The 13,913-nt window shown below is 53.0% G+C and carries 13 protein-coding genes and 2 riboswitches; of the genes, 11 read left to right on the forward strand and 2 right to left on the reverse strand.

What is annotated here, in order from left to right:
- Nucleotides 1-7: 7 nt before the first annotated feature.
- Nucleotides 8-111, reverse strand: a riboswitch (glycine riboswitch).
- 13 nt (nucleotides 112-124) lie between these two features.
- Nucleotides 125-213, reverse strand: a riboswitch (glycine riboswitch).
- 424 nt (nucleotides 214-637) lie between these two features.
- Genes OS189_RS17700 through OS189_RS17710 form a run of 3 tightly spaced genes read left to right on the forward strand, consistent with a single transcriptional unit; the run spans nucleotide 638 to nucleotide 3,313 of the window.
- On the forward strand, nucleotides 638-1,054 hold the full coding sequence (locus tag OS189_RS17700; protein ID WP_267168675.1) for a ribbon-helix-helix domain-containing protein: 417 nt from the start codon (nucleotides 638-640) through the stop codon (nucleotides 1,052-1,054).
- A 29-nt stretch (nucleotides 1,055-1,083) separates the two neighbouring features.
- Nucleotides 1,084-2,166, forward strand: a complete 1,083-nt coding sequence (locus tag OS189_RS17705; RefSeq protein ID WP_267168676.1) for an extracellular catalytic domain type 1 short-chain-length polyhydroxyalkanoate depolymerase — start codon at nucleotides 1,084-1,086, stop codon at nucleotides 2,164-2,166.
- 1 nt (nucleotide 2,167) lies between these two features.
- The gene (locus OS189_RS17710) at nucleotides 2,168-3,313 is read left to right on the forward strand and encodes a C45 family autoproteolytic acyltransferase/hydrolase (RefSeq protein WP_267168677.1); all 1,146 of its coding nucleotides are present in this window, start codon (nucleotides 2,168-2,170) and stop codon (nucleotides 3,311-3,313) included.
- A gap of 82 nt (nucleotides 3,314-3,395) precedes the next feature.
- Here the strand turns inward: OS189_RS17710 and OS189_RS17715 are convergent, their stop codons facing one another.
- Entirely contained in the window at nucleotides 3,396-3,746 is a 351-nt protein-coding gene (locus OS189_RS17715; RefSeq protein WP_267168678.1) for a DUF4112 domain-containing protein, read from the reverse strand.
- A 6-nt stretch (nucleotides 3,747-3,752) separates the two neighbouring features.
- Complete coding sequence (locus OS189_RS17720) at nucleotides 3,753-3,911, reverse strand: YqaE/Pmp3 family membrane protein (RefSeq protein ID WP_267168687.1); 159 nt, start codon at nucleotides 3,909-3,911, stop codon at nucleotides 3,753-3,755.
- 1,155 nt (nucleotides 3,912-5,066) lie between these two features.
- On the opposite strand from OS189_RS17720, the gene OS189_RS17730 reads away from it, so the two are divergent.
- The 8 genes from OS189_RS17730 to OS189_RS17765 all read left to right on the forward strand — a co-directional run bounded on the left by OS189_RS17730 (nucleotide 5,067) and on the right by OS189_RS17765 (nucleotide 13,541).
- Nucleotides 5,067-7,283, forward strand: a complete 2,217-nt coding sequence (locus tag OS189_RS17730) for a PAS domain-containing sensor histidine kinase (protein WP_267168679.1) — start codon at nucleotides 5,067-5,069, stop codon at nucleotides 7,281-7,283.
- A gap of 36 nt (nucleotides 7,284-7,319) precedes the next feature.
- Nucleotides 7,320-7,703 carry a response regulator gene (locus OS189_RS17735; protein WP_267168680.1) on the forward strand — a complete coding sequence of 128 codons (384 nt, stop codon included), beginning with the start codon at nucleotides 7,320-7,322 and terminating at the stop codon, nucleotides 7,701-7,703.
- Nucleotides 7,704-7,778: 75 nt separating this feature from the next.
- Entirely contained in the window at nucleotides 7,779-7,913 is a 135-nt protein-coding gene (locus OS189_RS17740; protein WP_267168681.1) for a hypothetical protein, read from the forward strand.
- Nucleotides 7,914-9,453: 1,540 nt separating this feature from the next.
- Nucleotides 9,454-10,008 carry a hypothetical protein gene (locus tag OS189_RS17745; protein ID WP_267168682.1) on the forward strand — a complete coding sequence of 185 codons (555 nt, stop codon included), beginning with the start codon at nucleotides 9,454-9,456 and terminating at the stop codon, nucleotides 10,006-10,008.
- Complete coding sequence (locus OS189_RS17750; protein WP_267168683.1) at nucleotides 10,005-10,403, forward strand: phage holin family protein; 399 nt, start codon at nucleotides 10,005-10,007, stop codon at nucleotides 10,401-10,403. Before OS189_RS17745 ends, OS189_RS17750 begins: the two co-directional genes overlap by 4 nt.
- Nucleotides 10,393-11,607, forward strand: a complete 1,215-nt coding sequence (locus OS189_RS17755; RefSeq protein ID WP_267168684.1) for a DUF3618 domain-containing protein — start codon at nucleotides 10,393-10,395, stop codon at nucleotides 11,605-11,607. The genes OS189_RS17750 and OS189_RS17755 overlap by 11 nt, the downstream gene beginning before the upstream one ends.
- 71 nt (nucleotides 11,608-11,678) lie before the next feature.
- Nucleotides 11,679-12,626, forward strand: coding sequence for a YihY/virulence factor BrkB family protein (locus tag OS189_RS17760; RefSeq protein WP_267168685.1), 948 nt, complete (start codon nucleotides 11,679-11,681; stop codon nucleotides 12,624-12,626).
- A 606-nt stretch (nucleotides 12,627-13,232) separates the two neighbouring features.
- Nucleotides 13,233-13,541 carry a hypothetical protein gene (locus OS189_RS17765; protein WP_267168686.1) on the forward strand — a complete coding sequence of 103 codons (309 nt, stop codon included), beginning with the start codon at nucleotides 13,233-13,235 and terminating at the stop codon, nucleotides 13,539-13,541.
- Nucleotides 13,542-13,913: the final 372 nt, after the last annotated feature.

Raw genomic sequence — 13,913 nt, forward strand, 5'->3', positions numbered from 1 at the left:
CGCTCTCGTGTCCCCATCTGTCACGTAACCTGAGAGCTTGACCGCCAATCGGCAGCTTTCTCCTTCGGTGGGCCTGCTGCGTATTACAGACCACTCTCCAGATATAAAGTGTCTGCCGTTGGCAGTGACTTGCACGGTTCATGTGCCTGAGAGTTTCCGGGGCGTTGCTCCTTCGGCGTCAGCCATTCGACTGATCTCTCCCATGCGAGTCGCACTATATGTGTTTCGTATAAGAAACTTTTTCACGTCGGGCAAAGGCTAAATAGAGGCTATAACACAAAAGCTGTCCGATGGTTGGATTGGCTTTCGGATAATTCGTTTAACGACACTCCTTTTAAGCAGTCACGCGCCAGACCGTCGAAACGGTTTTTTTGCTGGCGGAATTCGATCGGCAAGTGCAAACCGTGTTGGCTGATTTGCACACCAAATACTGGCTGGCATGACTTACCTTCAACAATTGGCAACCTTTCGTCCTTTGGCCACTTCGCGGAGTGAGAAACTCTGTGAATGTTAAACAGGATCACGTTTGTTCATCTCCAAACAGGATTTGCCTGATAATTTTCTGCTTGCTCGTACCTTTTGCCTTGCATAACGCGCCATGACATCCATATACCATCCACACAGATGGAGGACTGAGATGAGCAACGTCAGACAGCTACGTGACAAACAGCCGGATAATGAAAAAATTACGATCAATCTCGGGTATGTCGACCTTGGTCGCATAGACCTTCTGGTGCAGGAAGGGTTCTACTCAAACCGGAGCGACCTGATCCGCACTGCTATCCGCAACCAACTGGACAGCCATGTGGAAGTTGTCAGCAAGTCACTTGAACGACACACGATGGAATTGGGTCTGCGCGACTATTCTGTTTCCGATCTGGAAGCAGTTCGGGACGCGGGCGAGGTTTTGCACATCAAGGTTGTTGGGCTTGCGCGGTTTGCTTCAGACATCACACCAGAACTTGCACTACAGACCATCGGTTCGATCACGGTGCTGGGTGCATTGCAGGCTAGCACAGATCTAAAAAAAGCACTCGCCGACCGCATTAAGTAAAATGCGCAAACCTAAGTAAGGATATCAATTTGAAACTCTTTAACGTCGGCGCTCTGCGCCAGGCGACCGATGACTCACGTCTGTTGGCCGCCAATGAACTGGTCCAACGCACGCTGGCCCAACATGGCCTTGTGCCCCCAAGTGGGAAAGCTGGAGGGATGCAGGAATTCAACATGCCCTCTCTTGATGGCATGCTTGCGAAATTTTCCGGAAAACTCGGGAAAGGTGCAGAGCTGCCGGAGGCGGTGCCAGAGGGGGCCAAGTTCCTGAATGACACTTTTAAATGTGAAGCTGGCAGTCGTTCCTTTCGAACTTACGTTCCGGCTTCGGCAACCGGCGGTGTGACTGGTGTCGTTGTTATGCTGCATGGCTGCACTCAAACACCGGAAGACTTCGCCGCAGGAACGGGTATGAATGAATTGGCCGAGCAACACAGTTTTGTTGTGATCTACCCCGCACAATCACGTGGCGATAATGCTCAATCGTGTTGGAACTGGTTCAGCCGTGGCGACCAGCGACGCGGCAAAGGAGAGCCTGCTATTCTGGCTGCTATGACCGAACAAGTCTGCAATGAATACGGTGTGAGTAGGGATCAGACCTTTGTGGCAGGGCTATCGGCAGGGGCGGCGATGGCGGTAATACTTGGCGAAACTTATGGGGATGTTTTTGCTGCTGTTGGCGCACACTCCGGACTGCCTGCCGGTGCCGCCAAAGACGTTCCTTCGGCGTTCGCGGCGATGGCAGGCAATGCGCTTGATGCAGCTCCGTTGCAACAATCAGGCGGGACAGTTCGCACAATCGTCTTTCACGGAACATCAGATGCAACGGTGCATCCTTCAAACGGTGATGCAATCGCACGGCGTGCGAAAGATGCAGGTGTCAGCCAAAGCATCGAAACGACTACGCAAGGCACCACCGCAGGACGCAGCTTCACACGAGCCTTATCAAGTGATCTCAACGGTGCACAAATCGTTGAGCATTGGACGATCGACGGGCAGGGCCATGCATGGTCGGGCGGGAAATCGGGCGGATCCTACACCGATCCCAATGGGCCAGATGCCAGCGCCGAAATGGTCCGGTTTTTCTTCAACACAGTAGGCAAGGAACTTTGATATGAGCCAGATGACATTGACGTTTGACGCAGTAAATGAAGCCACGCCTGGTGCGAAATGGGCTGTGCGCTGGAACCGGTCGTGGCCCGCTTATGAGGCGTGGTTTGTAGCGCGGGGCGGTGATCACGGCCCTTCACGAGCCGAATGTCGGGATGCGATACAACGATATATGCCCGAGTTGGTCGCCGTCTATGACCGGTTAGTAGCGGTTGCGGGGGGCGCAGACCGCGCCGCGCGATTTTTGTCAACTTGGTGCCCACCCACCTACCTTGGCGGTTGCTCTCTTGCTGCTGTTGCCAACAAAAAGGACGTGAGGTTGGTGCGCAACTACGACCTGTCTCCTGAGCTGAACGAAGGGCTGTTGCTTCGCACGGAATGGTCCGGACGGGCCGTCATGGGGATGGTCGAATTTCTGTGGGGGTTGTCTGACGGAGTAAACGATGCAGGTCTGAGCGTCGCGTTGGCCTACGGCGGCAGGTCCGAAACCGGTGAGGGGTTCGGTGTCACAACGATTGTGCGTTATATTCTCGAAACCTGCGATACCGTCGAGGAGGCGTTTTCAGCGCTAAACCGGGTGCCATCGCACATGGCCTATAATCTGGTCCTTGCGGATGCCACAGGCCGAACCGCAAGCGTGGAGCTTTCTCCGGGCGGCGGCATTAAAGTGATGCCAAAGGCGATAGCAACCAATCACCAAAGCGGCAATTCCCGGGCAGAACGTCCCGCTTTCACACGAACTTTTGAGCGCCGCGCGCATCTGGATGATCTGCGGATCAAACCTCGTAAGTTGAACCGTCAGTTTCTAAAACCGCCGTTGTTGCAGGATAGGTATGCTCAAGGCTTCGGCACATTGTTCACCGCCGAATATGATCCAAAAAATGGCACGTTGGGTTTGACGTTAATGGGTGATCGTTGGGATCAGTCGCTCGACAATTTCGATGAGGGTCAGCGTGTTGTTGATTACGTAGAAAGCTCTTTGAATGAAGCACCGCAAAATGAGAATGTCGCAGAATATGGCGGCGTGGACTGGGCGAAAGCCGTAGAAGTCGACTGGAACATGGTAGCGCGGGACTATGCCAGCGGAAAAGGTCGTCCAATCAGTGCTTACTTCCCGCCTCAGCGTGGCGCGGTTGATACGGCCGCCTAGTACCGACGCGTACAAAGATGCCGTCGCTCCCGACAACAGTCGGAGCGGCCGCAGGCCAATTTACAGACCGGGTTTGACAAAATCAGCTTTCGTTGGAGGGCCGTCTGGCGAGCTCTCGCTTCAGTAGCGTGAAGTTCCGATTGTTCGCTTTGAAAAACAGATCGAATGCATCACCGAGAATTGGAACGGTCCCGACAAAGAAATCGAGCCCCGTGTTCACCGACATCCGGCCAATGGTCCGCTTGCGTGCGCCAAGCTTGTAAGCTTTGTAGATCAGAAAGGCAGATGGACCCAAGGTCGCAACGTCTCCCACACCCGGCACAAGACCTATCACGAAATCCCAGCCGAACCGAATTGGCGTGAACGGAATCCGGTAATTGCTGTCAAGCATGGTAGACAGACGGTCAAGCTTTTCAATCTCGTGTTTTGACATCGCGTACTATCTCCGCGCGACGATGTAGACGGCGTGAACAAGACCCGGAATATAACCGAGCAAGGTCAGCAGAATATTAATCCAAAAATGCTTGCCCAGACCAACTTTTAAAAATACGCCCAATGGCGGAATGATGACTGACAGGATAATGCGGACGAGGTCCATGCTGGCTCTTTTCTGTTTTTGTTCGTCGATCTTGATCAACGTATCGCAGTTTTCTACCCGTTAGGCGAGACCAACTATACTAGTCCAAACCAGATAATCGCGTGTCTGACAGCTGTCAGAGCGGCCTTTTCATCAGCCTGTCTGCCTTCACGACCTATGCGGATACGTAGGCGCGTTTACTGCCGAGATGGTAAAGAATGAACGTGTTTGCAACCTGGGCCGACCTGTTGTCAGCGTTTGTGATCAAACTGAAGGGATAATGATCCTGACTGCAGGGTCGGTCTTGGCAACATCTTCCGTATGTTCTGGTGCGACGAGTGGAGAGGGACTGCTAGGTAATTAATCCATTCGCTTACATGAACGCGTCTAGGTTTCCGTCCGCTATTGATAGGTAAGGGGATTTTTAAAAAGAACTGCACCTGTCGCGTTTTGATGGCGCTTCTTTGATCGGATTCTCTTTTTTATTCGGCGGCTGGGCTGCGTGATGGTGGCCAGCTCACGTAGATTGCGTGCGTACCGCAGCCGGCCCACAAGCCGCAGTCTGATCTGCTCCCGTTAGCGCACACCATGGAACAATTGCGCCTCGGTCTGGACGACTGTGGTCGATTGTGGAGGACGGAAGAGCTGAAGCGGGGAGGGCTGTAGATTGGTCACCGTCGTATGTGACGTTCAATGGACTAAAACGGCATATCTATTGTCAGGACACACCGTTTCAAAATGAACAAAGGTGGAAATCGACGAGCCAACGCGGCGCTCTATCGCGTTGCCATCATCAGAATATGAAACCACGGGCTAAAACTTGCGTATTTCAGTAAACGGACGAGAAACGGGGAAAACAAAAACAAGCTCATTCGACGCTTGAAATGCGACATCGATTGCGGAATATACCGTCAACTCAGCGTATTTATACCATTCCAGATCGCCGCTCGACGAATATAGGATTTTCAACGGGGCAGTGGACGCATTCTTTAAAATCATCAACGCGGCGCTGATCTGGCGAGAGACATGCAAAACCCGCAGACAGGCTGTGATGGCGGTCTGTGAAAATACTTAAGGCCTCTACAATCCGCGGTGACGCCACTCAGCGTTGGGTTGAAAAAGACCAGTCGCTTTTGAGCGAAAGGTGGCATAAAACGAGTATGTGGAGTGACATTAATGCGCGACGGATCCAAAGGTCAGGGAGAACTTCTAGTGGTCAAAGGTGGAGTTGAGGGTAGGCTGCAGGATGTAGGGACGTCACCGAAGCTAGCTTCGTCACCTTCTTTCAAGCGGTTGTTCGATGCGGCACCTGCACTGATATCTATCCACGAAGGACCGGAGCACGTCTACATCTATACAAACCCGGCGCATGACCGCGTTGTCAGGTCACGCCCTTTGCTGGGCGTCGACTTTCGCACCGCCTTCCCCGAATTGGAAGGACTGGGCAACATCGACACGTTTAACGAGGTTTTCCGAACCGGCGTTGCGACAGAGGTGCCTCAGGCGGAAGTCGTTATTGAGTTCGGCCCTGAAAACAAAGTGCGGAGGCATTTTCGGCAGATCGTTCAACCTTGGCACGATGAAGCGGGTGAAATTGCGGGTGTCATGAATTTTTCTTTTGATGTGACAGAGCAGGTCGAGGCGCGGATGCGCGCCGAAGATAGCGAACGGCACATGTCCTATGCCCTGAAAGCCAGCGGATCGGTCGGCACATTTCACTGGGATACCAAAAGCGATCTGATGACGGTAGATGAAGCGTTCGTGATTGCTTTTGGATTTTCGAAATTCCAGCCACGCGAAAAATTGCCACTTAAGGCCTTCACCGATGTTATCCACCCCGAGGATCGCGAGCGCGTCCTGATCGCCATTCAGCACGCCGTCGACACGGGCGAGCATTACGAGGAACAGTACCGCACATTGGACGAAGAAGGCGTCGTGCGCCACATTCTGGCGCAGGGCAAATGCGTGCGCGATGCCAAGGGAGAGCCTGACCGTTTTACGGGAGTCATCATTGACACCACCCGGCAACGTCAGGCCGACGAGGTTCTTCGCGAGAGCGAGGCAAGGCTACGATCAATCTTTACCTCTATCGATAAAGGTTACTGTCTGGCCGAGATCATGTTGGACGAGTGTGGCGACCCGGTAGATTATCGTTTCCTGGAAGTGAACCCGCTTTTCGAACAGATGACGGGCCTGAAGGATGCTGCGGGCCGGACCGCGCTTGAACTGGTGCCTGAACTCGAAAAGAAATGGGTCGAAACCTATGCTCGTGCTGCATTGCAAGGTGAAACGCTGAGGTTCGAAGAAACATCTGATGTCATGGGGCGCCATTTTGATGTGTTTGCCATGCCGACTCAGTCGCGCGGGCGGTTTGTTATCGTTTTCAAAGATATCACCGAACAAAAACGCACCGAGGATGCGCTGAGGCAAAGCGAAGCCCAATTTCGCAGTATAACCGAGGCCATGCCGCAGATGGTCTGGGCGACCCGACCGGACGGGCATCACGATTTCTTCAACGCGCGATGGTATGAATTTACCGGGGTGCCGGAAGGTTCGACCGATGGCGCCGGATGGAACGATATATTCCATCCTGAGGATCAGGAGAGGGCCATGCGGAAGTGGCAACATTGCCTGTCGAGTGGTAATATCTATGATATCGAGTATCGCCTGCGCCATCACAGCGGTGCCTATCGCTGGGTTCTTGGCCGGGCGCAACCGGTCAGGGACAGTGACGGCACGATTGTCCGCTGGCTGGGCACCTGCACCGATATTCACGAGATAAAGCTGGCTGACGAGCAGCGCGAACTCATGCTAGGAGAGATGAACCATCGGGTGAAAAACATGTTGTCGATGGTTCACGCGATGGTCTCGCAAACCCTGCGTCAAGCAGAGAACCTGAAAGATGCGAGTACGTCGATACAGTCCCGTATCGGGAACATGGCGCAAGCTCATGATCGCCTGATCAATTCCAAATGGTCAGAAACCCGCATTCTCGCGGTTGTCGAGGCGGCCCTTGCACCACACCGCTCGGGGAATGGACGGTTTACGCTGGAGGGGCCGGACATTCCAATTGGTTCTAAGCAGGCGCTTGCGTTGACGATGGCACTACATGAGCTCGCAACAAACGCCACGAAGTATGGGGCTTTGTCGACTGAGGACGGACGGGTTAACATCCGGTGGGGCGTAGACAAAACCGGAGATGACGAGACTTTCAATTTCTCATGGGTCGAAAGCGACGGTCCTCCGGTTACCACGCCTCAGCGCCGCGGTTTCGGCAGTCGCATGATCGAGCAGGCGCTTGCGGGGTATTTTAATGGACATGCGGAACTTAACTACCACTTGGAAGGTTTATCATTTGATCTGAAAGCACCTTTTAGCGGCCTAAAGGTTTGAGACGTCGAAGAAAATAATAGGGCAAGGAGAGCGGCTTTGGAAAAAGATGTTCACATACGATCCGCCGTATTAATCGTCGAAGACGAACCGCTGATCCGGATGGAAGCGGTTGATATGATTGAAGAAGCCGGATTTCGAACATTCGATGTAGGTTCGGCCGACTCTGCTATATCCACGATGGAGCAGAATGAAGACATTGGCATCCTGTTCACCGATATTGAAATGCCGGGCACAATGGATGGATTGGAACTGGCTGCATATTTCCAAAAGCGGTGGCCCAAAGTGGCCATCATTATCGCTTCCGGTGCTGTAGAAGTCAAAACACTCAACCTGCCGGAGAAAGTCTGCTTCTTTCCAAAGCCTTATCCGACGGACCGTATAACCAAGGCACTCAAAAGTATCTCCAACAACCGAAAGTAAAAAACCGGTTAAGCCTTCAAAATAGACCCTCTAGCTGTTTCTTTACCGACGAGCAGATTTATTGATCTCGCCGCAATGCTTTCTTTTTTCCGCCTGACAGAAAGCTTCAGACCATTCGACGCAGATGGTGAGGAAATGTTGAGCGAGGGCGAAAACGAAGCCGGTGCAAATAATACTTACGAGCGCAATCAGGATAAAAACCGATACTGATGAAGGCAGAACCATGGGCGAGGACGAAAGCTATCTCGACAATGGTCCATGGTCTTCCAGAAATCTCAGTTGGCCATTTACAGATCGGCCTACACCCCCAACCGCACCAATTACGAGGAGAAATTGCCGGGAAATCATGGCGGATCGAGTAGGAATCGCGCTCTGACCGAACAGCCGACTAAATATTAATCATACTGGGGGAACCTCGGGAGGTGGTTCAGGCGGCGATTCCTCCGGGTTTCTGACCGGTACTTCGCTTGGATTGTTCACAGGATCCTCAATAGGTGGACGCGCCGGGGTTTCGGAAGGCTCGCGGACGGGAGCTTCGGCAGGGGCCGGGTCTGGATTATCCGTCATAGCAAATCCGCCCCTCGTGATTGCGTGGTTGGCTTCGGGTCACTCGCCGGTGCCTCGCTAAGTATTGCATCTGGTTTTTGCAACTCACTTTGAAGGTCTTCTGGCAGTTGTTTCGTTTTGTCGTCATCTGGCGCTGACATAACTTCCTCCTGAACATCACTGTGTAGATATCAACTCAACTATCAAATCTTGTTAGAGGTTCCGAGCTTCCGGAGTGAACGCCGTGCGACTGATGATTTACAGATAGATGGACGCACCCCGAAGGAGCTTTTTAACCCTCATGACAAGGTTTTCGAACCTTGCGTCGACCGAAATGTATCGGTTCTGACCTGAGCCGCCCCGAGGCTCTCTCATCAATAACGAGAGTTCGGGAGGTTGGATTACATCTTCTTCGCCGTTGGGTTGGGCAAGCGCGCGGTGTGCGGAGCCCTCAAATTTCTGCCTTGTACGGCGCGCTTAAGCGGGAGCTTGGTTTTCGGGTGATGAGTGCGGTCTAGTTAGTTGTAGCCTTATGCCCGAGGGCCAGCTTGCGGCATGCATCGTTTAATGTGTCAAAGATTTCCTCATTGAGCAGATCGTTGCGCAGGTTGCCCTTGAAACACTTAATAACGTCTTTCTGGGGTAGCTAGCCCCCTTGCACCGCAACGCAGGTTTTCATGGGTCAGAGTGGAGGCAAAACTGGTCCATCGTCCCCGACATACATCAGAAACACATGCGGTCTTCTCATCAGCTTCCTGCTCTTTGATCATCGCGATGAACCGTTCGTCCGTGAATCTTGCCTTCATTTGTCCGTCCTTTGATTGGGCGGACTCTACACCGATTTGAAAAAGCTTTTGGGGCGCAGCTTACCACTGACAATATGCCAGCAGAGAAACAAATTCTCGACATCTATGACAGGGCCACACCGCCTATCACAGGTAAACATGAACAGATGTTTTTTCATCGATCAAAACAAAAAGCCTCCAAGGCATCTTGGACCGTTCGGAACCTGACATTGCCACCGAACTACCGCGTTAGACAGTCATTTTTGGAACCTTATGGGCGATTTAGCAGTTCACTAATCAATAACTGAAAAGTGAACAATCCGGGAGAGAATCAATGCACAACGTCTTTTATCTCATCGGCCTCGTAGTGGTCGTTCTCGCCGTCCTTTCCTTTGTCTTTTAACTCCAAGGAGATCATCATGACGAATACGAACAAGACTAAATCCGGCACAGACAGACCTATCGGCGATAAAGCCAAGGAAGCGGCTGCTGCAGCTACGACAGAAGCCAAAGCGACCGCAAGAAGTATTGCTGAGAATGTTACATCTGAGGCGGGGAACTATGCGGGGCAAGCAAAAGATGCTGCCGCTGACGAAGTAAAGGGTGTCGCTTCGGCGCTGCGGACAGCAGCGGAAGAGATGCGTAGTGGTTCCCCGCAGGAACGAACATTCAGCCAGATTGCTGAGGGTCTGGCCGACGCTTCGGACGCCATGCGTGACAAGGACCTCAGCGAAATGGTGGGGGCCGTCACAGGATTTGCCAAGCGTAATCCGATGGTATTTCTCGGCAGTGCTGCCTTGATCGGTTTTGCGGCGACGCGGTTTGCAAAGGCGTCGGGTGAAGAACCTTCAACCACGCGATCCTACGGTCAACGCGGACAGTACGTCGATCTACGTGACAGACGCGACGCTGCCGACACAATTCGCGAAACAACACCCTCAACCACCAACTACTATAAGGAGACTGACCAATGACCACAGAGCCAAATAAATCCGCTGGGGGTTTGCTCAGTGACGCACTGACACATGTCAGCTCTCTTGTGCGTAGTGAGGTCGATCTGGCCCGAGCCGAGGTAAATGAAAACCTTAAAAGTGCCGGTGTTGCCTTGGGGCTAATCGTTGGAGCAGTTGTTGTTGCGCTGACGGCACTCAATGTCCTTTCCGCAGCGCTGGTTGCGGCGCTGACCGAGGCCGGCATTCCTGCAGGTTGGTCAGCACTGATCGTGGGCGTGATCTTTGCAGTCATCGCCTATGTGATGCTCAACAAAGGAACGAACGATCTGAAACTCAGCAGTCTTGCACCCACGCGGACCGCGAAAAACGTGAAGCGCGATGCGCAGGCCGTAAAGGAGGTTTACGATGACAAATGAATCACGCAGCCCGGAAGAGATTGAGCGCGATATTGAACGCGAGCGTGCCGGTTTAACAGATACCCTGGACGATTTGCAGGACAAGTTCTCCGTCGAGCACATTGCACGGCAATTTTCGGACCAGTTCCGCGAACACGGCGGAGATATCGGTCGATCGGTGTCTGACGCAGTCAAACGGAATCCCGTCGCGTTAGCCATAACTGGCGTCGGTCTTGCCTGGTTGATGATGGGCGACAAGTCAAACGGACGTGATCGCTATGACCGTGATCGCCGCTTTGGGCGTTCGGATTACGATGATCGCTACGGTGCAGATCGCTATGATCGAGATTACGGTGGTCGCACTGACTTACCCGGCCGTGCCTCATCCGTCGCGCAGACGCGTGTGGCGGGCTCACAATCAAGCGATGCCACAAAGCCATCCTATTCAGGCCGCTACGGAAGTCATCAAGACACCCCTTCGTGGGCTCGACCGTCTGATGACGAAAGCAGCGTCGGAAATAAGGTTCGCGACGTTGCATCAAGTACAGGCGATAGTATTTCCGGCGCGGTATCGAGTGTTGCCGAAACTGCGCGCAACGCAGGATCCGCGGTCGCTGAAACAACAAAAGGTGCTGCCGATGCTTCTAGGGATGCTGGGAAGTCCATGGCTGACAGCGCACATAATCTAGCATCGGCCGCGTCTGAACGGGCTGCAGCCCTACGGGACCGTTTGTCCGAGGGTACTGAAAACCTGACCGAGGAGGCTCGCAATCGCGTAGTTGCTGCGCGTGAGAGAGCTTTGGAGGCGCGCGACGCCGCGGCGTCTTATGCCCGCCGAGGCCGAGAACGTGCTGTGGACATTTTCGAGGATCAGCCGCTCATCGCCGGTGCGTTGGCCGTAGCTTTAGGTGCAGCATTAGGTGCTGCCTTGCCACGCAGCCGTATAGAAGATCAGTATCTGGGAGAGACAAGTGACCAGCTGATGGATGAAGCGGAACGGATCTTCGAGGAAGAAAAGCAAAAACTCGGAGAGGTCGCAAAAGCCGCCACTGACGAAGCTAAAAATATCGTTCGTGAAGCCAAAGACAATGCTGATGATGCCGCTCCGGCTGACACAGCGGCGCAGGCGGTCGCAGACAAAGCGAAGGCTGCCGGAGAACGTATTGTAAACGCCGCGGAATCCGAAGCCAAAAAGCAAGATGTAGGCGCTGTAAAGAAGTCGTAAGCGTAATTTGAACTTAACGGGTCAGCCCGCATCTAGAATGCGGGCTGATCTATTTTCATGAGGAAGCAGATATGGCCCGTGGTAGAAACGCCGACGTACCAACGGAAATTACGGTAAAGGGATGGAAGGACATCATCTTACGCGTAAAAGACGAAATGGCCGCGGACCATGTAGGTTTGATCGCTGCGGGGATCGCATTTTACGCCTTGCTGGCGATCTTTCCAGCCATAACAGCGCTCATGGCACTTGGCGGCCTAATATTAGAACCTGCGGATGTGACGGCGCAACTGAAGTCGTTGACCGAAATGATCCCGAAAGAAGCGGCACAGATTATTCTTGATCAGGCAGTCGCAGTCGCAGGATCTGAACAGACTGGCCTTGGTGTCGCGTTTGTCATCGGTTTGTTGTTGGCAATTTACTCTGCTTCCAAAGGAATGGGTAGTCTGATGGAGGGTCTGAATGTTGCCTATGACGAAGAGGAAACACGTGGTTTCATCAAGAAAACCCTTTGGACACTTGGTCTGACCGTATTTCTGATTCTTGGTCTTATATTGGGTCTGCTAGCGGCACTTGCAGTGCCGGCAATGCTAAACTTCCTCGCGCTTCCTGATTGGCTGGAAACAATTCTCGCTCTATCGCGGTGGGTGATATTGGCACTAATGACAGTTGTTGGGCTCGCCGTATTGTATCGTTATGGCCCTTCCAGGGACGATGCGGAATGGAAATGGTTATCGCTGGGCGCAATTGCTGCCTGTGTCATCTGGATTGCGGCATCTGTAGCATTTTCGATCTATGTCCGAAACTTCGGTAGCTATAATGAATCATTCGGAAGCATGGCCGGGGTTATTATTCTACTTATGTGGTTGTGGATTTCAGCATTTATTGTGTTGATGGGCGCAGAATTGAATGCTGAGGTGGAGGCGCAGACAACATCTGACACGACAGTTGGACCGGATGAGCCGATGGGTAGCCGAGGTGCAGAGAAGGCAGATAAATTGGGTGATGCGCGCGGCTCATAGCCGCTGCGCGGGCGTTCTGATTAACGGTTTCCAATTATTATTCCAAGCCGTATCTATCGACAGTCCGGGGCGTTTTATCACAGGGTCCCAGACACATCGCTTCCCTGGTCTATGGCATTTGCGCCTTGCGCCTACGACGATATGGATGAGCATGAAAGCGCAGCCATTCGAGCATATGCGCCCGAATTCAACACTTCGATACCGGGCCTCGACAAGAGTCTTGGCCGCATGCCGGTGATAGCGGGCACCGCTCAAATCTTTGCAGATCAGGCATCGCCGAGCACCGCCTTTTCCCCAGAGTGCGCAAAGCGTCAGATAGAGGCCGCTGCGACGAACGCCTCGCCACCGTGGAGAAAAGGAAACGCGCTTCCACGGGATGACCTCGGGACCGCCCCCGAACAGAAGTATAATCTTCGCGATATGAATACATCTGGTTGAGATTTCTTCGATGCGTTGTCGTCGCAACGACGACGGGCCCAAAGGCGCTCTGCGCCGATCCAAAGTCCGGAGAGGATCAAGACCTACGTCGAACACAGAGGCGTTGAGATCCACATCGACGAGATAAGGTCAAACGAAGTCGGTGAGCGCCCCCATTTCTTTGAGTGGGTGGCAAAAAGCTATGGCAAGGTGATCGCCAGCGGAACAGAACTTGATAAGGCAACCGCTGCCAACAAGGCAATCGGCGCCGCGGAAGTGCACCTCGCAAAGCCATATCGGTTCAAGATCAATCTTTGCGATGATGGTTCTGTGGTTACGGGGGATGGTGAATATCTTGGCTCTTGGAAGAGAGACGAAAATGGCCACCCCTCTTTTACACCAGACGGTGAGTCTGAGGTGCTGTTCTTTGAGATGTGGATCGGGATGCTCTGCCAAAAGATTGCTGACTGGCATGAGGCGAGGATCAAGTCCGGATAACATGAACGCGCCGCGGATTGTCATGCGTTGATATGAAAGCCGTGGAACGGCCCAGACCGCACCTTCAGTCGATGACCCAATGCTGCGGCAGCCCGTCGAAGCGGTCGTTCCTGTATGTGCAGCATTTTCTTAGGTCAGATGGCCGCAACGCGGACATTGCTGCCTTTTGCTGCGGTTGTGCCAATAGCCGCTTAGGCGTTTTCAGTAATACGTGGTATAATTGGAATTCATAAATTGAAAATGGTTGCTTGTCATGAATAACGATGAGAAAATTTCCGCCCATTATTGCCACGGCAACCTGCTAACTGCGATTAAAGCGGGCCTTGAAAAGCAGGGCATTAAACCTGAAAATGCCAGTGTTGAGGATCTTGG

Source organism: Sulfitobacter sp. F26169L, assembly GCF_026410285.1.
GTDB lineage: Bacteria > Pseudomonadota > Alphaproteobacteria > Rhodobacterales > Rhodobacteraceae > Sulfitobacter.